At 67.4% G+C, this 24898-nt stretch carries 22 protein-coding genes and 1 tRNA gene; 12 read left to right on the forward strand and 11 right to left on the reverse strand.

Going from position 1 to position 24898, the window contains the following annotated elements; genetic code table 11:
- The 11 genes from ACOJTB_RS18175 to ACOJTB_RS18225 form a co-directional block, all read left to right on the forward strand.
- Positions 1-1564: molybdopterin-dependent oxidoreductase (locus ACOJTB_RS18175; protein ID WP_420103933.1), on the forward strand; the 1564-nt coding region annotated here is incomplete at its 5' end.
- A gap of 5 nt (positions 1565-1569) precedes the next feature.
- The gene (gene nuoH, locus ACOJTB_RS18180; protein ID WP_420103934.1) at positions 1570-2622 is read left to right on the forward strand and encodes an NADH-quinone oxidoreductase subunit NuoH; all 1053 of its coding nucleotides are present in this window, start codon (positions 1570-1572) and stop codon (positions 2620-2622) included.
- Positions 2623-2633: 11 nt separating this feature from the next.
- On the forward strand, positions 2634-2855 hold the full coding sequence (locus ACOJTB_RS18185) for a hypothetical protein (protein WP_420103935.1): 222 nt from the start codon (positions 2634-2636) through the stop codon (positions 2853-2855).
- A 19-nt stretch (positions 2856-2874) separates the two neighbouring features.
- Positions 2875-3363 (forward strand): NADH-quinone oxidoreductase subunit NuoI, encoded by a 489-nt coding sequence (nuoI, locus tag ACOJTB_RS18190; RefSeq protein ID WP_038367698.1) that lies wholly within the window; start codon positions 2875-2877, stop codon positions 3361-3363.
- Between the two features lie 282 nt (positions 3364-3645).
- Positions 3646-4269, forward strand: coding sequence for an NADH-quinone oxidoreductase subunit J (locus tag ACOJTB_RS18195; RefSeq protein WP_420103936.1), 624 nt, complete (start codon positions 3646-3648; stop codon positions 4267-4269).
- Positions 4266-4574 carry an NADH-quinone oxidoreductase subunit NuoK gene (gene nuoK, locus ACOJTB_RS18200; protein ID WP_076438291.1) on the forward strand — a complete coding sequence of 103 codons (309 nt, stop codon included), beginning with the start codon at positions 4266-4268 and terminating at the stop codon, positions 4572-4574. The genes ACOJTB_RS18195 and nuoK overlap by 4 nt, the downstream gene beginning before the upstream one ends.
- Before the next feature lie 27 nt (positions 4575-4601).
- Positions 4602-6677 carry an NADH-quinone oxidoreductase subunit L gene (gene nuoL, locus ACOJTB_RS18205; RefSeq protein WP_420103937.1) on the forward strand — a complete coding sequence of 692 codons (2076 nt, stop codon included), beginning with the start codon at positions 4602-4604 and terminating at the stop codon, positions 6675-6677.
- Positions 6678-6681: 4 nt separating this feature from the next.
- Positions 6682-8193 carry an NADH-quinone oxidoreductase subunit M gene (locus tag ACOJTB_RS18210; RefSeq protein ID WP_420103938.1) on the forward strand — a complete coding sequence of 504 codons (1512 nt, stop codon included), beginning with the start codon at positions 6682-6684 and terminating at the stop codon, positions 8191-8193.
- Between the two features lie 9 nt (positions 8194-8202).
- Positions 8203-9630: an NADH-quinone oxidoreductase subunit NuoN gene (gene nuoN / locus ACOJTB_RS18215; RefSeq protein WP_420103939.1), complete on the forward strand. Its 1428-nt coding sequence runs from the start codon at positions 8203-8205 to the stop codon at positions 9628-9630.
- Positions 9631-9735: 105 nt separating this feature from the next.
- Positions 9736-10494, forward strand: coding sequence for a biotin--[acetyl-CoA-carboxylase] ligase (locus ACOJTB_RS18220; protein WP_420103940.1), 759 nt, complete (start codon positions 9736-9738; stop codon positions 10492-10494).
- A gap of 254 nt (positions 10495-10748) precedes the next feature.
- Positions 10749-12419, forward strand: coding sequence for a ribonuclease J (locus ACOJTB_RS18225; protein WP_420103941.1), 1671 nt, complete (start codon positions 10749-10751; stop codon positions 12417-12419).
- A gap of 91 nt (positions 12420-12510) precedes the next feature.
- Here ACOJTB_RS18225 and ACOJTB_RS18230 read toward each other — a convergent pair whose 3' ends face one another.
- From ACOJTB_RS18230 to modA, 6 genes are all read right to left on the reverse strand, one after another.
- Positions 12511-13929 (reverse strand): M20 family metallopeptidase, encoded by a 1419-nt coding sequence (locus ACOJTB_RS18230; protein WP_420103942.1) that lies wholly within the window; start codon positions 13927-13929, stop codon positions 12511-12513.
- Positions 13930-14127: 198 nt separating this feature from the next.
- Positions 14128-14535, reverse strand: a complete 408-nt coding sequence (gene cueR, locus ACOJTB_RS18235; protein WP_420103943.1) for a Cu(I)-responsive transcriptional regulator — start codon at positions 14533-14535, stop codon at positions 14128-14130.
- On the reverse strand, positions 14532-16991 hold the full coding sequence (locus ACOJTB_RS18240; RefSeq protein WP_420103974.1) for a heavy metal translocating P-type ATPase: 2460 nt from the start codon (positions 16989-16991) through the stop codon (positions 14532-14534). Before ACOJTB_RS18240 ends, cueR begins: the two co-directional genes overlap by 4 nt.
- A 178-nt stretch (positions 16992-17169) precedes the next feature.
- Positions 17170-18267, reverse strand: coding sequence for a molybdenum ABC transporter ATP-binding protein (gene modC, locus ACOJTB_RS18245; RefSeq protein ID WP_420103944.1), 1098 nt, complete (start codon positions 18265-18267; stop codon positions 17170-17172).
- Positions 18264-18956 (reverse strand): molybdate ABC transporter permease subunit, encoded by a 693-nt coding sequence (gene modB / locus ACOJTB_RS18250; protein WP_420103975.1) that lies wholly within the window; start codon positions 18954-18956, stop codon positions 18264-18266. Before modB ends, modC begins: the two co-directional genes overlap by 4 nt.
- A gap of 27 nt (positions 18957-18983) precedes the next feature.
- Entirely contained in the window at positions 18984-19784 is an 801-nt protein-coding gene (gene modA, locus ACOJTB_RS18255; RefSeq protein ID WP_420103945.1) for a molybdate ABC transporter substrate-binding protein, read from the reverse strand.
- 218 nt (positions 19785-20002) lie between these two features.
- Here modA and ACOJTB_RS18260 point away from each other — a divergent pair.
- Positions 20003-20092: transfer RNA gene (locus tag ACOJTB_RS18260), tRNA-Ser, on the forward strand.
- Between the two features lie 35 nt (positions 20093-20127).
- Here the strand turns inward: ACOJTB_RS18260 and ACOJTB_RS18265 are convergent.
- The 5 genes from ACOJTB_RS18265 to metG all read right to left on the reverse strand — a co-directional run bounded on the left by ACOJTB_RS18265 (position 20128) and on the right by metG (position 24890).
- On the reverse strand, positions 20128-20676 hold the full coding sequence (locus tag ACOJTB_RS18265) for a YbhB/YbcL family Raf kinase inhibitor-like protein (RefSeq protein ID WP_420103946.1): 549 nt from the start codon (positions 20674-20676) through the stop codon (positions 20128-20130).
- A 96-nt stretch (positions 20677-20772) separates the two neighbouring features.
- Positions 20773-21366: a helix-turn-helix transcriptional regulator gene (locus ACOJTB_RS18270; RefSeq protein WP_420103947.1), complete on the reverse strand. Its 594-nt coding sequence runs from the start codon at positions 21364-21366 to the stop codon at positions 20773-20775.
- A 352-nt stretch (positions 21367-21718) separates the two neighbouring features.
- A complete protein-coding gene (locus ACOJTB_RS18275; protein ID WP_420103948.1) occupies positions 21719-22522 on the reverse strand; it encodes an MBL fold metallo-hydrolase in 804 nt (267 codons plus the stop codon).
- Between the two features lie 8 nt (positions 22523-22530).
- On the reverse strand, positions 22531-23331 hold the full coding sequence (locus ACOJTB_RS18280; RefSeq protein WP_420103949.1) for a TatD family hydrolase: 801 nt from the start codon (positions 23329-23331) through the stop codon (positions 22531-22533).
- Positions 23331-24890, reverse strand: coding sequence for a methionine--tRNA ligase (gene metG / locus ACOJTB_RS18285; RefSeq protein ID WP_420103950.1), 1560 nt, complete (start codon positions 24888-24890; stop codon positions 23331-23333). Before metG ends, ACOJTB_RS18280 begins: the two co-directional genes overlap by 1 nt.
- Positions 24891-24898: the final 8 nt, after the last annotated feature.

Raw genomic sequence — 24898 nt, forward strand, 5'->3', positions numbered from 1 at the left:
CGACCTCGGCGCCATCGGCCGCGGCGAGGATATGGAGATCACCACCTATCTCGAGCAGGCGATGGCCTCGGAGCTGCAGAGCAACGTGGTCGATCTCTGCCCGGTCGGCGCGCTGACCTCCAAGCCCTACCAGAACAAGGCTCGGCCCTGGGAGCTCTCCAAGACCGAGAGCATCGACGTGATGGACGCGGTCGGCTCGGCCATCCGAGTCGACTCGCGCGGCAAGGAAGTGATGCGCATCCTGCCCCGTCTCAACGAGGCGGTGAACGAGGAGTGGATCTCCGACAAGACCCGCCATGTCGCCGACGGGCTGAAGACCCAGCGGCTCGACCGGCCGTTCATTCGCGAGAATGGCCGCCTGCGGCCGGCGAGCTGGACCGAGGCCTTCGGCGTGATCGCCGAGAAGGTGAAGGCTGCGCCGCCGGATCGCATCGGCGCCATCGCCGGCGATCTGGCCGCCGTCGAGGAGATGTTCGCGCTGAAGAGCCTGATCGTCTCGCTCGGCAGCGCCAACATCGACGCCCGGCAGGACGGCAGCGCGCTGCATCCCAAGTTCGGCCGCTCCGCCTACACCCTCAATGCCGGCATCGCCGGGATCGAGGAGGCGACGTCTCTGCTGATCATCGGCGCCAATCCGCGCCGCGAAGCCCCGATCCTCAACGCACGCATCCGCAAGCGCTGGCTGCGCGGCGATTTCAAGGTCAGCGTCATCGGCGAGCAGGCCGACCTGACCTACACTTACGATTATCTCGGGGCCGGTCCCGAGACCCTGGCCGAGATCGTGAAGTCGGCCGAGGCCAAGGGCGGCAAGCCGATGGTGCTGGTCGGGCAGGGCGCTCTCGCCCGCCAGGACGGTGCCGCCGTGCTTTCGCTGGCCGCCAAGGCCGCGCAGGCTCTGGGCGCCGTCACGGCCGAGTGGAACGGCTTCGGCGTCATCCACACCGCCGCCTCGCGCGTCGGCGCGCTGGATCTGGGCTTCGTGCCGCAAGAAAACGCTGATGGCTCGGGCGGCAAGGATATCGCCTCCATGCTGCAGCCGGGCGCGCTCGACGTGCTCTTCCTGCTGGGCGCCGACGAGATCGAGGTGCCGGCCGGCGCCTTTGTGATCTATCAGGGCACGCATGGCGACAAGGGCGCGCACCGCGCGGACGTCATCCTGCCGGGCGCGGCCTACACCGAGAAGTCGGGCACCTACGTCAACACCGAGGGCCGTGTGCAGATGGGCGACCGCGCCACCTTCCCGCCGGGCGATGCCCGCGAGGATTGGGCCATCCTGCGGGCGCTCTCGGCGGTGCTGGGCAAGACGCTGCCGTTCGACTCGCTGGCCGGGCTGCGCAGGGCGCTCTATGAAGCGCATCCGCATTTCGCCGCGGTCGATACGCTGCCGGTCAATGATCCGGCCGGCCTCGGCGATCTCGCCGGCCTCGGCGGGCAGACCGACAGGGCGGGCTTCATCTCGCCCGTCACCGATTTCTATCAGACCAACCCGATCGCGCGGGCCTCGGCCGTGATGGCGGAATGCTCGGCTCTGGCCTCCGGCCGGATGCGGCAGGCGGCGGAGTGAGCGCCATGAACTGGGACATCGTCCTCGATATCGCGATCGTGCTGGGCAAGAGCCTGCTGCTGCTGGTCTGCCTCCTGGTCTTCATCGCCTATATCCTGCTGGCGGACCGCAAGGTCTGGGCGGCGGTGCAGCTGCGCCGCGGCCCGAACGTGGTTGGGCCCTTCGGCCTGTTCCAGAGCTTCGCCGACCTGATCAAATTCGCGCTGAAGGAGCCGATCATCCCGGCCGGCGCCAATAAGGGCCTGTTCCTGCTGGCGCCCTTCGTCTCCTGCCTGCTGGCGCTCGGTGCCTGGGCGGTCATCCCGGTGGCGGAAGGCTGGGCGATCGCCGACATCAATGTCGGCGTGCTCTACATCCTCGCCATCTCCTCGCTCGGCGTCTACGGCATCATCATGGCCGGCTGGGCGTCGAACTCGAAATACCCCTTCATGAGCGCGCTGCGCTCTGCGGCGCAGATGGTCTCCTACGAGGTCTCGATCGGCTTCGTCATCGTCACCGTGCTGCTCTGCGTCGGCTCGCTGAACCTGTCGGCGGTGGTGGAGGCTCAAGCGAACCGGGGCCTCGCCCATGCGCTCGGCGTGCCGTGGCTCTCGATCCTGAACTGGTACTTCATTCCTCTCTTCCCGATGTTCGTGGTCTTCTTCATCTCGGCGCTGGCCGAGACGAACCGGCCGCCCTTCGACCTCGCAGAGGCGGAATCCGAGCTCGTGGCGGGCTTCATGGTCGAGTATTCCTCGACGCCCTACCTGCTGTTCATGCTCGGCGAATACGTGGCGATCATGACCATGTGCTCGCTGACCACGATCCTCTTCCTCGGGGGCTGGGCGCCGCCGGTGGCGCTGCCGCCCTTCACCTGGCTGCCCGGCGTGTTCTGGTTCGCGCTGAAGGTCTGCCTAGTGTTCTTCATGTTCGCGCTGGTGAAGGCCTTCGTGCCGCGCTACCGCTACGACCAGCTGATGCGCCTGGGCTGGAAGGTGTTCCTGCCGCTCTCGCTGGCCTGTGTGGTCATTGTGGCGCTCGTCTTGCAGCTGACGGGCTGGGGCCCGGTGGCGGGGTGAGCGGGGCGGGTTTGCTCGGTGCCCTTATCGGCCTCGGGCTCGGCCTGCTGCAATACCGGGTGATGTCGGCCGCGGTGATCGGGGCGCTGAGGCGCACGGATCGCTCGGTGACCGAGGCCGAGAAAGAGGATTACGAGCGCCGCATCCGGATTTTGCGGTGGGCGCTCGGTGCCATGACGATCGGCCTGATGCCGGTCCTGGGTTTCGTGATCGGCCGGACCTTGTCCGGCTGAGGATGGAAGGACGAAGGCGATGTCACTCGCGCAAGCCGCAAGGGGCCTGCTGCTGAAGGAGTTCGTCGGGGCCATCGGGCTCTCGATGCGCTATTTCTTCAAGCCGAAGGCGACGCTGAACTATCCGTTCGAGAAGGGCCAGCTCTCGCCGCGCTTCCGCGGGGAGCACGCGCTGCGCCGCTATCCCAATGGCGAAGAGCGCTGCATCGCCTGCAAGCTCTGCGAGGCGATCTGCCCGGCGCAGGCCATCACCATCGAGGCCGGGCCGCGCCGCAATGACGGCACACGCCGCACGACCCGTTACGACATCGACATGACGAAGTGCATCTATTGCGGCTTCTGCCAGGAAGCCTGCCCGGTGGATGCCATCGTCGAGGGGCCCAATTTCGAGTTCGCGACCGAGACCCGCGAGGAGCTGTTCTACGACAAGGACAAGCTGCTCGCGAACGGCGCGCGCTGGGAACGCGAAATCGCGCGCAATATCGCGATGGACGCGCCGTATCGGTGATGTTTTTCCGACCGCCTTACGGCGGTCATCCCGGGCGACCGCAGGGAGACCCGAGATCCATGCCTGAACCTTTGCCGGCGGCGTTCCGGCATGGATCCCGGCGCTCCGCTTCGCTGCGGCCGGGATGACGGCGCGGGCAAGGAATGAGACCAGACCCGCCACGCGGTTGTCGCGTCCGGCGGGTCTGATTATAGACGCTCCAAATTGGGCCGGGCTCGATTGAGTCCCGGCGCATGAACCACGTAAGGACCGCGCCGGAAGGGGCGGGAAGGGCTGGCCGAGATGAATGCCGCAGCGGCTTTCTTCTATCTCTTCGCAGGGGTGACCGTGGCGTCCGCCTTCATGGTGGTCACCTCGCGCAACCCCGTGCATTCGGTGCTGTATCTGATCCTGGCCTTCGTGAACGCGGCCGGGCTGTTCATGCTGCTGGGCGCCGAGTTTCTCGCGATGCTGCTGGTCGTCGTCTATGTCGGCGCGGTCGCGGTGCTGTTCCTCTTCGTGGTGATGATGCTCGACGTCGATTTCGCCGAGTTCCGCCAGGGCTTCCTGAACTATCTGCCGGTCGGCGCGCTGATCGGCTTCATCTTCGCCGTCGAGCTGCTGATGGTGGTCGGGGCCTGGGTCATCGACCCGCAGATCGTGAAGGCGCCGATCGCCGCGATCCCCGCGGGCATCTCCAACACCGAGGCGCTCGGGCGGGTGATCTACACCAAGTACGTCTACTACTTCCAGGCGGCGGGCCTCGTCCTGCTGGTGGCGATGATCGGCGCGATCGTGCTGACGCTGCGCGAGCGCCACGGCATCAAGCGCCAGAGCATCCCGGTGCAGAACGCCCGCACCAAGGAGGCCGCGATGGACGTCAAGCAGGTGCCCTCGCGCGCCGGCGTTCCCGAGGAGATGGCATGATGATCGGCCTGGGGCATTATCTCGCGGTCAGCGCGATCCTGTTCACGCTCGGCGTGCTGGGCATCTTCATCAATCGCAAGAACGTCATCGTCATCCTGATGTCGGTCGAGCTGATCCTGCTCGCGGTGAACATCAACTTCGTCGCCTTCTCGAGCTTCCTGAACGACATCGTCGGGCAGGTCTTCGCGATGCTGGTGCTCACGGTCGCCGCGGCCGAGGCCGCGATCGGCCTCGCCATTCTCGTCGTCTACTTCCGGAATCGCGGCTCGATCGCGGTGGAAGACATCAACATGATGAAAGGCTGAGCGCGACAGCGCCTGGACCTCACCGCCATGTATCACGCGATCGTCTTCCTTCCCCTGATCGGCTTCCTGATCGCCGGCCTGTTCGGCCGGCTGATCGGCGCGCGCGGCGCCGAAATCGTCACCACCTCGCTGCTGGCCGTCGCCGCCGTCCTGTCATGGGTCGCCTTCTTCCAGGTCGGCTTCGGCCACGGCACCACCCGCGTCCAGATCGCCAGCTGGATCGCCTCCGGCGAGCTGCAGGTGGACTGGGCCTTCCGCATCGACACGCTCACCGCCGTGATGCTCGTCGTCGTCAACACCGTCTCCTGCCTCGTGCATCTGTACTCGATCGGGTACATGCATGAGGATCCGCATCGGCAGCGCTTCTTCGCCTATCTGTCGCTGTTCACCTTCGCCATGCTGATGCTGGTGACGTCAGACAACCTGCTGCAGATGTTCTTCGGCTGGGAAGGCGTGGGCCTGGCCTCCTATCTGCTGATCGGCTTCTGGTATCAGAAGCCCTCCGCCAATGCCGCGGCGATGAAGGCCTTCATCGTCAACCGCGTCGGCGATTTCGGCTTCCTGCTCGGCCTGTTCCTGGTTTTCGTTCTCACCGGCTCGGTCGCCTTCGACAGCGTCTTCCCGCAGATCGCCGGCCTCGCAGACAAGGGCTTCCGCTTCCTCGGCCATGACTGGAACGCGCTGACGCTGTCCTGCCTGCTGCTGTTCATGGGCGCCATGGGCAAGTCGGCGCAGTTCCTGCTGCATACTTGGCTGCCGGACGCGATGGAGGGGCCGACCCCGGTCTCCGCGCTCATCCACGCTGCGACCATGGTAACCGCCGGCGTCTTCATGGTTGCGCGCCTGTCCCCGATCTTTGAATACGCTCCGGCCGCGCTCACGGTCGTCGTGGTCGTCGGTGCCACCACCGCCTTCTTCGCGGCGACGGTCGGCCTCGTGCAGAACGACATCAAGCGCGTGATCGCCTATTCGACCTGCTCGCAGCTCGGCTACATGTTCGTCGCTCTGGGCGTCGGCAATTACGGCGCGGCGGTTTTCCACCTCTTCACCCATGCCTTCTTCAAGGCGCTGCTGTTCCTCGGGGCGGGCTCGGTCATTCATGCGATGCATCACGAGCAGGACATGCGGAACATGGGCGGGCTGCGCAAGCACATCCCGCTGACCGCAGCGGCGATGACGATCGGCACGCTCGCGCTCACCGGATTCGGCATTCCGGGGACGATCTTCGGCTTCGCCGGCTTCTTCTCGAAGGATGCGATCATCGAGAGCGCCTATGCCTCGGTGCCGCATGGCGGCTTCGCGAGCTCCTATGCCTTCGTGCTGCTCGTCGTGGCGGCCTGCATGACCTCCTTCTACTCCTGGCGCCTGTATTTCCTCACCTTCGAGGGCGCGCCGCGCTGGGGTCATGACGCGCATGGCCACGATGCTCATGGCCACGATGCGCACGCGCATGCCGCGCATGGCCATGACGACCACGCTCATGCCGGTCACGGGCACGCCGATCATGGCCATGATGCTCACGGCCATGGCCATGCTCACATGCCGCATGAGAGCCCCCTGGTGATGCTGCTGCCCCTGGCCGTGCTGTCGGTCGGCGCGGTGGCGGCGGGCTTCGCCTTCAAGGAGTACTTCGTCGGCCACGACTTCGAGCATTTCTGGAAGTCGGCGCTGTTCATGGGCAAGGACAACCACATCCTGCACACGATGCACGAGGTGCCGACCTGGGTCGTGCTCTCGCCCTTCCTGGCGATGGTGATCGGCTTCGTGCTGGCCTGGTACATGTATGTGCGTGCGCCGGAGGTTCCGGGCAGGCTCGCCGCGGCGAACCCGGCGCTCTACCAGTTCCTGCTCAACAAGTGGTATTTTGACGAGCTCTACGACTTCCTGTTCGTGCGCCCGGCCAAGTGGCTCGGCCGCTTCCTCTGGAAGAAGGGCGACGGCTTCGTCATCGACGGCTTCGGCCCGGACGGCGTCTCGGCCCGTGTCGTCGACGTCACCAACCGCGTCGTGCGGCTGCAGACCGGCTATCTCTATCACTATGCCTTCGCGATGCTAATCGGTGTTGCCGGGCTGGTGACCTGGTATCTCGTGACCCGCGGGTGAGATGATGTTCGGCTTCGGAATTCTCACCGGTCTCCTCACCCTGCCGCTGGTCGGCGCGGCGCTCATCCTGGTGCTGCGCGGCGATCAGGCGGCCGTGGCGTCGAACGCCCGCTGGATCGCTCTGTTCACCACGGTGCTGACCTTCGTTCTGGCTTGTGTGGCCTGGGCGCGCTTCAACCCCGCCGATCCGGGCTTCCAGCTGGTCGAGAGCCATGCCTGGATCTCGGACGCCATCCGCTTCAAGCTGGGCGTCGACGGCTTCTCCTTCCCCTTCATCGTCCTGACCGCGTTCCTGATGCCCTTCTGCATCGGCGCGTCCTGGACGTCGGTCGAAAAGCGCGTGCCGGAATACATGGTCGCGTTCCTGGTGCTCGAGACGCTGATGATCGGCGTCTTCGGCGCGCTCGACCTCGTGCTGTTCTACCTCTTCTTCGAAGCCGGCCTGATCCCGATGTTCCTGATCATCGGCATCTGGGGCGGCAAAAGGCGCGTCTACGCCTCCTACAAGTTCTTCCTCTACACGCTGCTCGGCTCGGTGCTGATGCTGCTCGCCATCATGGCGATGTACTGGAACGCCGGCACCACCGATATTCCCTCGCTGCTGGCGCACAAGTTCCCGTCCGGCATGCAGAAATGGCTGTGGCTCGCCTTCTTCGCGTCCTTCGCGGTGAAGATGCCGATGTGGCCGGTCCATACCTGGCTTCCCGACGCTCACGTCGAGGCGCCGACCGCCGGCTCGGTCATCCTCGCGGCGATCCTCTTGAAGATGGGCGGCTACGGCTTCATCCGATTCTCGATCCCGATGTTCCCGGAGGCTTCGCAGTATTTCGCGCCGCTGGTCTTCGCGCTCTCGGTCGTCGCCATCGTCTACACCTCGCTGGTCGCGATGATGCAGGAGGACATCAAGAAGCTGATCGCCTACTCCTCGGTGGCGCATATGGGCTTCGTGACGATGGGCCTGTTCACACTGACGCCGCAGGGCGTGCAGGGTGCGATGTTCCAGATGATGAGCCACGGCCTGGTTTCCGGCGCGCTCTTCCTCTGCGTCGGCGTCATTTACGACCGGATGCACACCCGTGAGATCGCCGCCTATGGCGGGCTGGTGAACCGCATGCCGATCTATGCCGTGGTGTTCATGATCTTCACCATGGCCAATGTCGGCCTGCCGGGGACGGCAGGGTTCGTCGGCGAGTTCCTGACCCTGATGGGGGCCTTCCGCGCCAATCCCACTGTCGCGTTCTTCGCCGCCACCGGCGTCATCCTGTCGGCGGCCTATGCGCTCTGGCTCTATCGCCGGGTCGTGTTCGGCGAGCTCGTCAAGCCGGAGCTGAAGGGCATCAAGGATCTCAGCGCGCGCGAGATCGCCATTCTCGCCCCGCTCGTCCTGCTGACGATCTGGTATGGCGTGCAGCCGCAGACCATTCTCGGAGCCTTCGCGGCGCCGACGGAAATGCTCATCAAGAACTATCAGGCCGCGCTCGCCGTCACCAAGACGGCGCTGGCGGTCGCGCAGTAAGGTCTCGACATGGCTCTGCCCGCCCTCGGTCCGGCCCTTCCGGAAATCGTCCTGGCGCTCGGCGCCATCGCCATGGTGCTGATCGGCGCCATTCAGGGCGAGCGGTCCTCGCGGCTGCTCGAAGGCGCCGCGCTGCTGCTCCTGGCGGTGGCCCTCGTTCTGGTGGTGTCCGGCGAAGGCCGGCTGCTGACCTTCAATGACGGCTTCATCGTCGATGGCTTCGCCCGCTTCATGAAGGTGCTGACCCTGCTGGGCGCAGGCGCGTCGATCCTGCTTTCGGGCGGGACGCTGCGGCGTGACGGCGTGATGCGCTTCGAGTTCCCGATCCTCGTCGTGCTCGCCACCATCGGCATGATGATGATGATCTCGGCCAACGACCTCATCAGCCTGTATGTCGGCCTCGAACTGCAGTCGCTGGCGCTCTATGTCGTGGCCGCCTTCGATCGCGATAATGCCCGCTCGACCGAGGCGGGGCTGAAATATTTCGTGCTCGGCGCGCTGTCGTCCGGCATGCTTCTCTATGGCGGCTCGCTGGTCTACGGCTTCACCGGCACGGTGACCTTCCCGGGCATCGCCGCGGCGACGGCTGGCGGTCATGCCGGCCTCGGGCTCATCTTCGGCATCGTCTTCATCGCTGCCGGCGTCGCCTTCAAGATTTCGGCCGTGCCGTTCCACATGTGGACGCCGGACGTCTATGAGGGTGCCCCGACCCCGGTCGCGGCCTTCTTCGCCTCCGCCCCGAAGATGGCGGCGATGGCCATGGTGATCCGCGTCTTCGTCGGCGCCTTTCCGGGCGCGATCGGCGAGTGGCGACAGATCATCGTCTTCATCGCGATCGCCTCGATGGCGCTCGGTGCCTTCGCGGCGATCGGCCAGCGCAACATCAAGCGGCTGCTGGCCTATTCCTCCATCGCCAATATGGGCTATGCGCTGGTCGGGCTCGCCGCCGGCAATGCCGAGGGCGTGCAGGGCGTGATGACCTATATGGCGATCTATCTCGCCACGACGCTCGCCGCCTTCGCCTGCGTCCTGATGATGCGGCGCGACGGCAAGCTGGTGGAAGACATCTCCGAGCTGGCGGGGCTGTCCCGCACCAATGGCTGGATGGCTTTCGCGCTGGCGATGATGATGTTCTCGCTGGCCGGCATCCCGCCGCTCGCGGGCTTCTGGGCGAAATGGTATGTGTTCCTCGCCGCCATCAACGCCAAGCTTTATGTGCTGGCCGTGGTCGGCGTGCTGACCAGCGTCGTCGGCGCCTACTACTATCTGCGCCTCGTCAAGGTGATGTATTTCGACGAGCCGAAGCTCGCTTTCGAGCGGAGCGATCTCGGCGTGAGGACGGTTCTGCTGATCTCGGCGGTTTTCGTCATCGCGCTCTCGCTCATTCCCGCGCCGCTGTTCAATTCGGCGGCGGCGGCGGCGAAGTCGCTGTTCTGAGCCTTGCCGTCATCGCGAGCGCAGCGAGGCAATCCAGGGGGCGTCACGCTCTGCCGTTCCTGGGTTGTCTCGTCGCTCAGCGCCTCGCCATGACGGCCAGAGCCCATGCTCGGTGAAACCGCCCGCGCCGCCGGCTACCGCCTGATCATCCGGGAGGATGTCGGCTCAACCATGGAAGAAGCGCGCCGGGCGCTGCGGCAGGGCGAGCCGGACCGGCTCTGGATCGTCGCCCGCAGCCAGAGTTCCGGCCGGGGCCGCCATGGTCGGGCATGGGGCTCGCCGCCCGGGAACCTCTATGCAAGCCTGCTGCTCAGCCAACCCTGCGAGCCGGCTCTGGCGCCTCAGCTCGGCTTCGTGGCGGGGCTGGCTCTGCACGATGCGGCAAGCGCCTTGCTGGGGCCTGAGGCCGCCCGCCTCAAGCTGAAATGGCCGAACGACCTGCTGCTGGATGGCGCGAAGCTCTCCGGCCTGCTGCTGGAGGGCGAAAGCGGGGCAGGGCGGTTCGACGTCATCCTCGGCTGCGGCGTCAACGTGGCTTCGTGCCCGAGCGACACGCCCTATCCCGCCACCTTTCTGAAGGCGGTCGCGCCGCAGGCGACCGTGGAGGCCTTGCTCGTCGCTCTCGCCGACGCCTGGGCCCGGCGCTTTGCCGCCTGGTCACGGCCCGGCGGCTTCGGGCCCGTCCGCGAGGCATGGCTGCAGCGGGCCGCCTTTCTCGGCGACACGATCACGCTGCGCCTGCCAGAGGGGGCGGTGAGCGGCCGCTTCGACGGGATCGACACCACGGGGAGGCTGGAGTTGGGGACGGCTTCGGGTTCCAGGCTGATCGATGCCGGCGACCTGTTTTTCGGGACGCCCCGCTGACGCAGGGCGCGCAGAGCCGCCGAACGATCGGTTCCCGCGCGCGCCGATCCGCATGACGCTCCCCGACTGACGACAGATCGTTTCGTTGCGCTCTGGAGACGCGCCGCACGCCGTGTTAGATCATCGCGCGTCCGACCGGGCGCGATCACGATGCTTCGCCTATCGCCGGAGTGCCGGATGCATCCGCAAGGCGCATTCCGCGTTCGGTCCGATGCTTCTGGGCTGCACCGCCAGCCATCCATCAAGGTATCCAAGTGACCCGCACCCCAGACCAGCTCGTCTTCGTCCCCCTCGGAGGCCTCGGCGAGATCGGCATGAACGCCGCGCTCTATGGCTTCGGGCCCGAGGGGCGGCGGAAATGGATCCTCGTCGATTGCGGGCTCTCCTTCGCCGGGCCGGAGGCCCCGGGGATCGATATCGTCCTGCCCGATCTGCGCTACATCATCGAGGAACGGGCGAACCTCCTCGGCATCGTCATCACCCATGCGCATGAGGACCATATCGGCGCCTTGGCGGCGCTGTGGCCGAGCCTGCGCGCTCCGGTCTATTGCACGCGCTTCGCCGCTGGATTGCTGGCGACGCGCCGCCTTTCTGAGCCCGGCGCGCCCAAGGTCGAAATCAATGTCGTGCCGCAGGGCGGGCGCATCACGCTCGGCCCGTTCGATATCGAGTTCGTGCCGGTCGCGCATTCCATCCCGGAATCGAACGCTCTGGCGATTCGCACCCCGGCCGGTCTCGTCGTCCATACCGGCGACTGGAAGATCGACGCGACGCCGGGCGTGGGCACGCCGACCGACGAGAAGCGCCTGCGCGAACTCGGCGACGAGGGCGTGCTCGCGATCATCTGCGATTCGACCAACGTCATGCGCGACGGGATCAGCCCCAGCGAGGCGGATGTCGCGGCCAAGCTGAAGGAACTGGTGGCCTCCGCTCCGGCGCGCGTCGCCGTCACCACCTTCGCCTCGAATGTCGCCCGGCTGCGCGCCGTCGCCGAGGCTGCGATGGCCGCCGATCGCGAGGTCGTGGTCGTCGGCCGGGCGATGGACCGTGTCATCGACGTCGCGCGCGAATGCGGCTTTCTCGACGGTATCCCGGCCTTCCGCCCGGTCGAGGCCTATGGCTATCTGCCGCGCGACAAGGTGGTGGCATTGCTCACCGGCAGCCAGGGCGAGCCGCGCGCCGCCCTGTCGCGGATCGCCGCGGACGATCACCCCGAGATCGCGCTCTCGGCCGGCGACCGGGTGATCTTCTCCTCGCGCACCATTCCGGGCAACGAGAAGGCGGTTGGCAACATCCTCAACGCGCTCGCCCGCGAGAAGGTCGAGATCGTCACCGACCGGACGCAGCTGGTGCATGTCTCCGGCCATCCCCGCCGCGAGGAGATGGCGCGGCTCTATGGCTGGCTGAAGCCGCAAATCGCGATTCCCGCCCATGGCGAGGACCTGCATCTGGCCGAACACGAGACCTTCGCCCGCGGGCTCGGGGTCAAGACGGTCGTGCGCGCCGGCAATGGCGATGTGATCGCGATTGCGGCGAGCGGGGCGAGCAAGGTCGATCAGGTGCCGCATGGCCGTCTCTATCAGGACGGCATGCTGCTGGTGAACGCGCTGGAGAAGACGGTGCAGGAGCGCCGGCGGCTCTCCTTCGCCGGCATGGTGTCGATCGCCGTGGCCGTGGACGAAAAGGGCGGCATCGCCGGCGAGCCGGAAATCGCCGTGCTCGGCCTGCCGCCCCGCACGCGCGACGGCACGGATTTCGACGAGTTCGTCGCCGACACGGTCGCCGATCTGCTGGACGGCATCCCGAAGGCCCGCCGGCGCGACCCCGAGGCACTGCGCAATGCGCTGGAGCGCGGCGTGCGCAGCGCCGTCAACGAAGAATGGGGCAAGAAGCCGCAAGTGCAGGCGCTGGTGATCGAAGTCTGACGCCACCCGCACGCAGCGGCGCTTGCAGCCCGACAAAAAAAGCCTCCGGAACAGCGCTCCGGAGGCTTCGTCATATCGGGGCGGCGGCCGATCAGCCCAGCGACATGGTCAGCGGCGGCTTGACCTCGGGCGGGAGCGGCGAGGTGTAGCCATCCTTGCCGAGGCGGGCCTTATGGTCGGCCTTGGCGGCGGCCATCAGCGCTGGGTCGGTCAGCACGGCGGCGCCCGTCGCCGCCATCGCCTTGGCGACATGCACCATCGCCTTGTGGGCGGCCGGCTGCTTGCCCTGGGCCACGACCTGCCAGGTGTGGAAGGGCGTGCCGGTGGCGACGGTCGGCGCGTGAGCCTGCACGGTCGGCACCGCCCAGCTGACATCGCCGATATCGGTCGAGCCGATCGCCGGGTTGCGCTTGGTGTCGAGCGGGACCAGGAAATCGGCCAGCGGGGCGCCCGTATCAGGCAGGCCGACGGCCCGCCAGACCGAAGCGATCTCCTGGGGGGAGAGCGTCTTGCGGATCTCCTCGGCAAAGGCTCTGTCGGCATCGTCGAAATGCGGCGGGCCGAGTTCGTCCATGACCTTGTGCATCGCCTGCTCGAGCGGCGTGTTGCCGACGAGATCGGAGACGGCGCTGACGATCCGCATCTCCATCTTGGTCTCGGTCATCAGCGCCGCGCCTTCGGCGATCTTCTTGACCCGCTGGACCAGTTCCAGCATGCCGCGCAGATCGCGGGCGCGGATGGAGTAGCGGACGCGGGCATGGGCCTGCACCACGTTGGGGGCGATGCCGCCGGTATCCAGCAGAGCGTAATGCACGCGCGCATCGGACGGCATGTGTTCGCGCATGTAATTGACGCCGACATTCATCAGTTCGACGGCATCGAGCGCCGAGCGGCCCAGATGCGGCGCGGCGGCGGCGTGGGAGGCGCGGCCGGTGAAGACGAAATCGGCGCGGGTGTTGGCGAGAGCCAGCGCCGGCGCCACCTCCCAGAAGCTGGAGGGATGCCAGGAGATCGCGACATCCGCATCGTCGAAAGCGCCGTCGCGGACCATGAAGGCCTTGGCCGCGCCGCCTTCCTCCGCCGGGCAGCCATAATAGCGCACGCGGCCGGGGATCTTGTTCTCGGCAAGCCAGTCCTTCATTGCGACGGCGGCGAGCAGGGCGGCGGAGCCGAGCAGGTTGTGGCCGCAGCCATGGCCGTGGCCGCCGGTCTCGATCTCCTTGTGCTCAGCGATCCCGGCTTCCTGGGAGAGTCCGGGCAGGGCATCGTATTCGCCAAGGAAGGCGATGACCGGGCCGCCTTCGCCCGCCTCGCCGATCACGGCGGTCGGGATGTCGGCGACGTTTTCGGTAAGCCTGAAGCCGTGATGCTTCAGTTCGGCGACATGCTCCGCGACGGAGTGCTTCTCGGTGTAGCACACCTCCGGCATGCCCCAGACCCGGTCCGACAGGGCGACCAGCCGGTCCTTATGCGCATCCACATGCCGCCAGAGATCGTTTCGATTATCCATGCTCGTTCCACCTGGGCCAAGCGCCTCGAAGGAGCCGTGACCGCTCTCGTTGGGAGGCCGCTCGTTGCTGCCGCGGGGGCATCGGCCTCGTTGCGGAACGCATAAGAGCAATCAAGCCGGCCGCCGTCCACCGCGCTGGCGCATAGCGGAGCGGCGTCCCGGACCTTCGGGCGCCTGGACGCAGCCGCGACCGATGCTTCAGGCCCCGCTTCGCCGGGGAGGAGCGGCAAGATCGTTCAGGATCGGGCAGTCGGGCCGGTTATTGCCGTGGCAATGAGCCGCCAGATGGCGCAACGTGTCGGCCATTGCCTGCAGCTCGGCCGCCTTGGCCTCGAGCTCGCGGATATGAGCCGTGGCGAGCGCCTTGACATCGGCGCTGGCCCGGCTGCGGTCGCGCCAGAGCGCCAGCAGGTCGCGGGTTTCCTCCAGCGAGAAGCCCAGATCCCGTGCCCGCCGGATGAAGCGCAGCGTATGCAGCTCGTCCTCGCCATAGACGCGGTAACGGGCTGCGCTGCGGGCGGCCGGGCCGATCAGCCCGATGCTCTCGTAATAGCGGATCATCTTGGCGCTGACGCCCGAGCCGGCTGCGGCTTCGCCGATGTTCATCTCACCTCCGCCTCGTAGCGGCGCAGCCGCAGCGCGTTGGCAACCACGCTCGCGCTGGACAGCGCCATCGCCAGCCCGGCGAAGACCGGCGAGAGCGCAATGCCGAAGCCGGGATAGAGCACGCCCGCGGCAACCGGGATTAGCACCGCATTATAGCCGAAGGCCCAGGCCAGGTTCTGCCGGATATTCGCCATCACCGCTCCCGACAGCGCGATGGCGCGGGCGACGCCTCGCACGTCGCCGGACATCAGAACGACATCGGCACTGTCGATGGCGATGTCGGTGCCGGTTCCGATCGCGATGCCGATATCGGCCTGGGCGAGGGCAGGGGCGTCGTTGATTCCGTCCCCGACGAAGGCGACATGCCGCCCGCCTTGCTGAAGCGCCTTCACAACCTCGGCCTTGCCCGTGGGCAGCACCTCGGCGCGGATATCCTCGATGCCGACCCGGCGGCCCACCGCCGCGGCCGTGCGTTTGTCGTCGCCCGTCACCATCGCGACGTGCAGGCCCCGCGCGTGCAGCGCCGCAATGGCGGCTGCCGCGCTCTCCTTCAGCGGATCGGCCACGGCCAGCACTGCGGCCAGCCGGCCGTCGATCGCGACGAAGAGCGCTGTCTTGCCGTCCTCCGCGAAGCCGCGAGCCCTGCCGGTGACCCCAGCGGTGTCGATGCCCAGCTCGTCCATCAGCCGCCGGCCGCCGATGGCGACGCGCTTGCCCTCCACGGTGGCGGCGACGCCGCGCCCGGCATCGCTGGCGAAGTCCGAGGGTTCGGCCAAGGCGAGCCGGTGCCGCTCGGCGGCCCTCACGATGGCATGGGCCAGAGGGTGCTCCGAGCGGTTTTCCACAGAGGCGGCGAGGCGCAGCACCTCGTCGGAGACGAAGCCGGTGGCGACCTCCCAATCGGTCAGCTCGGGTTTGCCCTCGGTCAAGGTCCCGGTCTTGTCGAAGGCCACGATGTCGACCTTCTTCAGCGCCTGCAGCGCGTCACCCTGGCGAAAGAGCACGCCGATCTCGGCACCGCGCCCGGTGCCGACGATGATCGAGGTCGGCACCGCCAGCCCCATGGCGCAGGGACAGGCGATGACCAGCACCGCGACCGCGTTGACCAGCGCGTGGGCCCAGGCGGGGTCCGGCCCCCAGAGCAGCCAGGCGAGTGCGGTAAGAGCTGAAAGGCCGATGACCGCCGGCACGAACCAGAGCGTGATCCGGTCCACCGCCGCCTGGATCGGCAGCTTTTCGCCCTGTGCCGCCTCGACGGCGCGAATGATCTGCGCGAGCACCGTGCCCGATCCCACGGCCCGGGCCGTGAAGCGCAGGGCGCCCGAGCCGTTGACCGTTCCCCCGATCACGCGGTCGCCCGCCTGCTTGCGCACCGGAACCGGCTCGCCGCTGATCATCGACTCATCGACATGGGAAACGCCGTCGACCACCTCGCCATCCACCGGCACCTGCTCGCCCGGACGCAGCACAAGGAGATCTCCGATCGTCACCGCGTCGATGGCGATATCCATCTCGGTTCCGCCGCGCAGAACGCGGGCCGTGCGCGGTCGCAGGGCCATGAGGCGGCCGATCGCCGCCCCGGTGCGGCTTTTGGCGCGCGCCTCGAACCAGCGCCCGAGCAGGATCAGCGTCACGATGACCGCACCCGATTCGAAATAGGTCAGTGCGCTGCCTTGCGGCAAAAGATCCGGCCGAAAGGTCGCGAAGCTGGAGGAGAGCCAGGCCGCGCCGGCGCCGAGCATGACCAGGGTGTTCATGTCGGGCGCGCCGCGCAGCAATGCCGGCCAGCCCCGTCGCAGGAAGACGAGCCCTGGCCCGAACAGCACCAGGCTCGCCAGCACGAAGGAGACGAGCCGCAGAGGCTGCTCCCCGACCCGGTCGGCCAGCGCGTGGTGCAGGGCAGGGACCAGATGCCCCCCCATCTCGATCGCGAGAAGCGGCAGCGTCAGCAGGCCGGCCAGAATGACCGAGCGCCCCAGCTTTGCCTGCTCCTCGGCCCTGGCCTCTTCGCGCAACTCACGCCGATCGGCCGCCTTGCCGGGATCGGTCGCGGGCGCCGAGGCTTCATAGCCGGCCTTCTCGATCGCCGCCCGCAGCGCCGGTACGATATCGCCCTGCGCGAAGGCGCGCACCCGGGCGCTCTCCGTGGCAAGATTGACCATGGCGTCGCTGACGCCCGGCACGCTCCGCAACGCCCGCTCGACATGGCCGACGCATGAGGCGCAATTCATGCCCCTGATCGCGAGTTCGATGGTTTCGTCCTGCGGCTCGTAACCGGCCTGACGCACGGCGCTGCCGATCGCAGCGGCCACGTCGCGATCGGCCCCCGGCGCCAGCGTGACATGAGCGCGCTCGGTCGCGAGATTGACCGATACAGCCGCCACGCCGGGCACAGCGGCGATGGCCCGCTCGACACGCCCGACGCAGCCGGCGCAGGAGAGGCCGCCGATCCGCATGTCGAAAGCGGAGGCACGGCAATCCGCCGTTCCTGGCGCGATCGGCCCCTTCGCCTCGTCTTCGATGATTGTCACCGTCGCCTCCGCCATACCTCGACGACGGATCATATAGGGCTTCCCATAATGGGAAGGTCAAGGACCATCGAGGACGCTCGATCATCCGGCAGCGAGGGCGCGGCTACCCCGTCTCGACCGAGACGCTCTTGACCACGGCATGCACCTGCATTCCCACCCGCAATCCGAGCTCCGCCACCGATTTCGCGGTGATCTTCGCGACGAGACGCTCGCCTTCGCACTCCAGTGCCAGATGCACGGTGCCGCCGCCCGGGCCTCCGCGCTCGCCCAACGCCGCGACCCGGCAGGGCAGGGCATTGAGGGCGCTCACACCGGCGGGGCGCGCCAGTGCCAGCATCACGTCGCCGGCGAGGATGCGCACGCGCAGATGCTGGCCGGTCCGCAGATCGCCGCGTCCGACCAGCAACACACCGGCCGGGGTCATCAGCCGCGCCAGTCCGAACGTCTCGTCGAAATCCAGCACCACGGCCGGCAGCACCGCCGATGGCTCGGGCGCGCCGGGTCGTGTCGCCAGGTCGAGCCGCGAGAACACCTCCGCCGGAGGCCCGCAGGCGGTGATGCGGCCCTGTTCCATCAACGCGACGGTGCCCGCCAGCCGCGTCACCTCGGCCACCGCGTGCGAGACATAGATGATCGGCATCTCGGCCTCGTCGCGCAGCCGCTCGAGATAGGGCAGGATCTCGGACTTGCGCGCCTCGTCCAGCGCGGCCAGCGGTTCGTCCAGCAGCAGCAGCCGCGGCTGCGCCAGCAGCGCCCGGCCGATGGCGACGCGCTGCTTCTCCCCGCCCGACAAGGCGCCGGGGCGGCGCGCCAGAAGATGGCCGATGCCGAGCATTTCCGTCACCCGCGCCAATTGGGCCGGGCGGCGCAGAGACCGCGGCACGAAACCATGGCCGAACAGCAGGTTCCGCCGAACGCTGAGATGCGGAAATAGCCGTGCATCCTGGAAGACATAGCCGATGCGGCGCCGGTGCGGCGGCAGGGCGATATTGGCTGCGACATCCGTCAGGGTCTCGCCTGCGACCCGGACATGACCTTCCTGCGGGCGAGAAAGCCCGGCGATGCTATTGATCAGCGTGGTCTTGCCCGCGCCCGAAGGGCCGAACAGCGCTGTGACCTGCGCATCGGAGCGCAGGACGGCATCGAGCTGGAAGCTGCCGAGGCGGTGGCGAACCGCAAGGTCGAGAACGGGCGCGCTCATGCCTCTGCGGTCCGCCGGCCGACGGCCCTGGCCAGCCATTCGGAGAGACAAAGCGCCGCCACCGAGATCGCGATCGAGATCAGCGTCAGCCGCAGCGCGCCGGCTTCTCCGCCTGGCACCTGGGTGAGGGTGTAGATCGCCGAGGGCAGGGTCTGCGTCTCGCCCGGGATATTGGAGACGAAGGTGATCGTCGCGCCGAATTCGCCCATCGCTTTGGCGAAGCACAGGACCATGCCGGCCAGGATCCCCGGCAGGCTCAGCGGCAGTGTCACGGTGAGGAACACCCAGGCGGGGCTCGCGCCCAGCGTTGCCGCAGCCGCCTCGAGCTTGCGGTCCACCGCCTCGATCGAGAGCCGCATCGCCCGGACCATCAGCGGGAAGCCCATCACGGCGCAGGCCAGAGCCGCGCCGGTCCAGCGGAAGGAGAGGGTGATGCCGAAGGTGTCGGCGAGGAATTGCCCGATCGGCCCGCGTCGGCCGAAGCCGATGAGGAGCAGGTATCCGGTCACCACGGGCGGCAGGATCAGCGGCAGATGCACCAGCGCATCGAGTAGCGACTTGCCCCAGAACCGCCCGCGCGCCAGCAGCAGGGCGACAGCGACGCCGAAAGGCAGGCTCGCCAGCATGGCCGTGGCCGCCACGACCAGGCTGAGCTGCACCGCCTGCCATTCCTCTGGGGTCAGCCCCATCGTCATCGCGCGATCATGCGAGGAGCATCAGCTGCCCGAGGCCGGGTGGTTCAGCACGGTGAAGCCCTGTTTCTCGAAGACGGGCTGAGCCGCCTTCCCGCGAAGATAGGCCAGGAAGGCCGCCGCGTCCGCATGCGCCGATCCCGTCGTCACGGCCGCCGGATAGATGATCGGGGGATGGCTGTCGGCGGGATAGGTCGCGATCACCTTTACCCCGGGATCGGCCACGGCGTCGGTGGCGTAGACGATCCCGAGCGGCGCCTCGCCGCGCGAGACCAGCAGCAGCGCGGCGCGCACGTTGTCGGCCTGTGCGACCTTGTCCTTGAGCCGGTCCCAAGCACCGAGTTTTTCCAGCGCCGCCTTGCCGTATTTGCCCGCCGGGACCGCGTCGACATGGCCCATGGCGAGGCGCCCCTGGCCGAGCAGGGTGGTGAGATCGACGCCGGGCTTCAGCTCGACGGCAGCGGTCGAGGTGCTGGGCGCGATCAGCACGATCCGGTTGCCGAGCAGCTCGATGCGCGTGCCGGGCCGGATCGCGCCCTTGCCGGCCGCTTCATCCATCCAGTCCAGATCGGCCGAAACGAAGAGATCGGCCGGCGCGCCCTGCTCGATCTGCCGCGCGAGCACGTTGCTGGCGGCATAGGAGATCTTCGGCGCCGGCTTGCCGGTTTCCTTCGCCCAATTGGCGGCGATCTCGTCCAGCGCCGTCTTCATGCTGGCCGCAGCGAAGACGACGAGGTCCTTGCCCTGTGCCTGGGCCGGCGGCAGGCCCGGAGCGAGCGAGACGACCACCGAAAGCGCAGCCGACAGAAACAGGCGACGTCGCATGGCGATGCTCTCCGTTATACCCGTTCGAATATAACGATGCTCCGCTGCCGCGGGAGCCGAGTCAAGATGCCGACCGGGCCGTGTCCGCAGGATGCGCAGGGAAGGGGGCCGGGCTTGGCGCCGAGCCGACCTCCTTCCAGCTCGACCTGTTGCCGCGCCGCCTCTCGCTAAGCCGACCCCTTGCCAAGCCGCGCCCGGCCCGGCATTGAACACGCGACGGAAGGGTGGCCGAGTGGTTTAAGGCAGCGGTCTTGAAAACCGCCGTGGGTGCAAGCCTACCGTGGGTTCGAATCCCACCCCTTCCGCCACGATGTCGCCGATGGGCGTTTCGCTTCGCCGAACTTCAGCGGCTGTAGACCGCCGTCATCCGGGCCGTGGCCAGCGTCTTGGTGCGGATCATGAAGCCGGCCAGCGCATTGCTCGGGTTGGCAGGCAGATCCAGCTTGTCGGCGGACAGCGCATGGATGGTGAAGACGTAGCGGTGCATTTCGCCGTGCGGCGGGCAGGCGCCGCCAAAGCCCTTCGTGCCGTAATCATTGGTCAGTTCGACCGAGCCGGAGGGCAGGGCGCTCCGGCCGCTCGCTCCCTCGGCGAGAGAGGTGACCGCCGCAGGGATGCCGAGAACGGTCCAGTGCCACCAGCCAGAACCGGTCGGCGCATCCGGGTCATACACCGTGATCGCGAAGCTCCTGGTGCCTGCCGGGGCTCCCGACCACGAAAGCTGCGGCGACTGGTTGCCGCCTTCGCACCCGAACCCCCTGAAGACCTGCGCGTCGGCGAGCGGCCGGCCTTCCGAGACCGAGGTGCTCTTGACCTTGAAATCCTGGGCGGCGGCCGCGCCTGCGGTCAATGCCAGCGCGATCGTGGTGGCCGTCATGAGTTTGGGGAACATGGTCGATCTCGTCCTGAGAGCCTGTGGAGGCCTCAGAGATAGCCGCCTCGGACGCAGGGTGCTGTCGGGCTCCGCTCAGAAACTGGCGTCAAACGCTCAATCTGCGGCAATGCGGATCTGGCGCGGCGAAATGCCGAAGCGTCGGCGAAACGCGGCAGAGAAATGCGAGGGCGTCTTGAACCCGCAATCCAGCGCGATCGTCGAGATCGGGAGCGCCGTGCCTTGGAGCCGGGCGAGCGCCGCTTCGAGGCGCGTGTGGTGCAAGATGCGGCCGAAACTCGAATCGGATCGCGCGAGCCAGCGCCGGAAGGTGGCTTCGCTCATGGCGAAGGATTCGGCGACTTGCGCCACACGCCAGTCGCGCTCCAGGTCAGTGGCAATGAGGCGTCGCACCCGGCTCATCGGTTCCTGCTCGCTGCGAATGGACAGGCGGATTCCGAGGGACCGCAGCCAGATCAGCGGCTCAATGAGCCGATGCGATTTCACGGCTTCAGGAAGATCCGTGCGGTCGAGCGTTTCGCGGACCAGTTGCAGGACGGCCGCGGGCCGATGCGGCTCCTCGCGCAGCATCTGGACGCCGAAAGGCCCGGCGCCGATGGCGAGACCGGCAAAGACGGCATCGACCAGTTCATGGGAAAAGCTCAGACCCTGGGCCCGATAGGCGGCGTCGATCAGCGGACGGTTCTCCATCGTCACCATCGAGCCCGACGGGAAGATCATCACATCGCCGGCGGAGCCGACGACCTCTCCCTGGACGGGACAATGAACCCGCTTTGAGCCGGCCTCGATGAAAAAGAGGAAGGCGCGCTCGAAATACAGATCGACGAAGGTCGCGCTCGTCGCCTGGGTGATCGGCAGGAGCAGCACATCGTCCCGAGAGATCGGGCGGCTCGCGGACGGGATCGTCGATGGGCCCGCGATGCGACTGGAGGACGAGCCGGGGGCATGGTCGGGATCGACGCCGATACCCTTTCGTCCGTGATTCGCATAAGACATATTATGGAACTTAAACTGATCCAATCGAGGGGCCCGGCACGGCCCCTCAATCGCCCGTGACGATGGTCATGCCATCGAACGCCGCTTCCATGCCGGCCGGCAAGCGTCTGGAGAGGCTCGCATAATCGAGATCGACATGAAGGTTCGTCAGGATCGCGCGACGTGGCTTCAGCGTCGCGACCGCCTCCAGCGACTGGGCGAGATGGAAATGGCTGACATGCGGCTTCTCGCGCAGGCAGTCGAGGACCAGCACGTCGAGGTCCGTCAGCGCTTCGAGCGCCGCCGGCGGGATCAGGCTGACATCCGGCAGATAGGCCAATGCGCCGAAGCGGAAGCCCAGCGCCTCGTAGTTCGGTCCATGCTCGACGCGCAGCGGCAGAGCCTCGATCGGGCCGCCGCGTCCCTCGATCGTCACCGACCGGCCGGCGCCGATTTCGTCGAGGTCGAGTATCGGCGGATAATGGCTCCCGGGCGGCGTCTCGAAGAGATAGCCGAAGCGGCGGCGCAAGGAATCCTGCGTGCGCTCATCGGCATGGATCCGGATGCGCGCGCCCATGTGCAGCACCAGCGCCCGCAGGTCGTCGATGCCATGGGTGTGGTCGGCATGGTCATGCGTCATCAGCACGCCGTCCAGCGCCGGCACCGCCGCGGCGATCAGCTGCTCGCGCAGATCCGGGCCCGTATCGACCAGCACCCGCGTCGTGCCGCCTTCACCGCGGCGCTCGACCAGGATCGAACAGCGCAGCCGCCGGTTTTTCGGCTCGGCCGGATCGCAGGCGCCCCAGCCGGCGCCGGGGCGCGGCACCCCGCCGGAAGAGCCGCAGCCGAGAATGGTGACGGTGAGGCTCATGGCGGGTGTCAGGCGACCTGCGCGACGGGTGCCGCGTGGTCCATCTTCCAATAGCAGCGGCGGGCGTTTTCGCTCGTCAGTTTGGCGGCGGCGGCGAAGTCCAGCCCGAGCGTCTCGGCGAGAACCTTCGCCGTCTCAACGACATAGGAGGGTTCGTTGCGCTTGCCCCTGAACGGTACCGGCGCGAGATAGGGCGCGTCGGTCTCCACCAGCAGCCGCTCGCGCGGCACCATTCGCGCGATGCGACGCAGGCTTGCCGAGGTCTTGAAGGTCAGGATCCCGGAAAAGGAGATGTAAAGGCCGAGCTCGACACCGGTCAGGGCCAGTGCCTCGCCGGCGGTGAAGCAGTGCAGGATGGCTGGGAAAGCACCCTTCCCCATCTCCTCTCGCAGGATCGCCGCCATGTCCTCGTCGGCCTCGCGGGCATGGATCACGAGCGGTAACTGCGTGATGCGGGCGGCGGCGATATGGGTGCGCAGGCCCTGCGCCTGCGCCTCACGCGGACTGGAATCGTAATGATAATCCAGCCCCGCCTCGCCGATCGCGACGCAGCGCGGATGCCGCGACAGCTCGACGAGCTGCTCGGCGGTGACGTCCAGCTCCTCATGGGCCTGATGCGGATGGGTGCCGACCGAGAACCAGACCGACGGGAAACGCTCCGCGATGGCCTTATAGGCCTCGTAGCGCGCCACCCGCGTCGAGATCGTCACCATCCGTTCGACCCCGGCCGCCTCGGCGCGCGCGACATAGGCCGGCAGCTCCTCGGCGAAGTCCGGGAAGTCGAGATGGCAATGGGTGTCGATCAGCATCAATCCGCCTTGCCGTCCTCGGGCTCGACATAGCGCGGGAAGACGCCACTCGGCGCCGGCAGTTCTGTTCCCGTGACCAGACGATGCCCGGCGCCGAGCGCGGCGAAGTCACGCTGGCCGGCCGGGATCGCCAGCAGGTCCAGCAGCTTGCCGGCGGAGACAGGCATCACCGGCTGGACAAGGATCACGACCTGCCGGATCACCTCGATCGTGACATAGAGCACGGTGTCGCGGCGCGCCGGATCGCTCTTGGACAGGCGCCAGGGCTCGTTGGCGGCGAAATAGCGGTTCGCCTCGGCCACCACGGCCCAGATTTCCGCCAGCAGCGTGTGCAGGGCGAAGTCCGTCATCGCCTCCCGCGCCTTGGCGAGGGCGCCATCGGCGATGGCGAGCATCGCCTCGTCGGCCGGGGTGAGGGCGCCGCAGGTGGGCACCCTGCCCTCGCAGTTCTTGGCGATCATCGACAGCGAGCGCTGCGCCAGATTGCCGAGGTCGTTGGCGAGATCGGCATTGATCCGGCCCACGATGGCCTCATGGCTGTAATTGCCGTCCTGGCCGAAGGAGACCTCGCGCAGGAAGAAATAGCGCAGCTGATCGACGCCATAGCTTTGCGCCAGCGCGAAGGGATCGACGACATTGCCGAGCGACTTCGACATCTTCGTGCCCTTGTTAAGCAGGAAGCCATGGCCGAAGACGCGCCTGGGCAGGGCGAGCCCCGCCGACATCAGGAAGGCCGGCCAATAGACCGTATGAAAGCGCACGATATCCTTGCCGATGATGTGGACATCGGCCGGCCAGTAATGTGCGCGCGGGCTCGCCGGATCGGGGAAGCCCGTTCCGGTCAGGTAGTTGTTCAGCGCATCGACCCAGACATACATCACGTGCTTGGGGTCGCCAGGCACCGCCAAGCCCCAGTCGAAGGTCGTGCGGCTGATCGAGAGATCCTCGAGGCCCGACTTCACGAAGGACACGACCTCGTTCCTGCGCGTCTCGGGCGAGACGAAGTCCGGCACGTCCTCGTAGAGCTTCAGCAGGGCATCCTGGTATTTGGCAAGGCGGAAGAAATAACTCTCCTCCTCCACCCACTCCACGGGAGTCCCCTGCCCGCCCAGCCTCGTGCCGTCGGGCTGGAGCGTCGTTTCCTCATCGCCGTAGAAGGCCTCGTCGCGGACCGAATACCAGCCGGAATATTTGGCGAGGTAGATGTCGCCATTGGCCTCCATCCGCCGCCAGAGCTCGTCGGTCGAGACCTTGTGGTCGGCGTCGGTGGTGCGGATGAAGCGGTCGAAGGAGCAGCCGAGAACCTGCTCCATCTCCTGGAAGCGGGCGGCGATCTGGTCGACGAAGGCCTTGGGCGAGAGGCCGTTCTGCTCGGCCGTGCGCTGGACCTTCTGGCCGTGCTCGTCCGTGCCGGTCTGGGCATAGACATCGTAGCCGTCGAGGCGCTTGAAGCGCGCGATCGCATCCGAGGCCACCATCTCATAGGCGTGTCCGATATGCGGCGGCCCGTTGGTGTAGTGGATCGCGGTGGTGAGGTAGAATTTCGGGGCCGTGGCCATCGTCCGTC

The organism is Allobosea sp., from assembly GCF_048595345.1.
GTDB lineage: Bacteria > Pseudomonadota > Alphaproteobacteria > Rhizobiales > Beijerinckiaceae > Allobosea.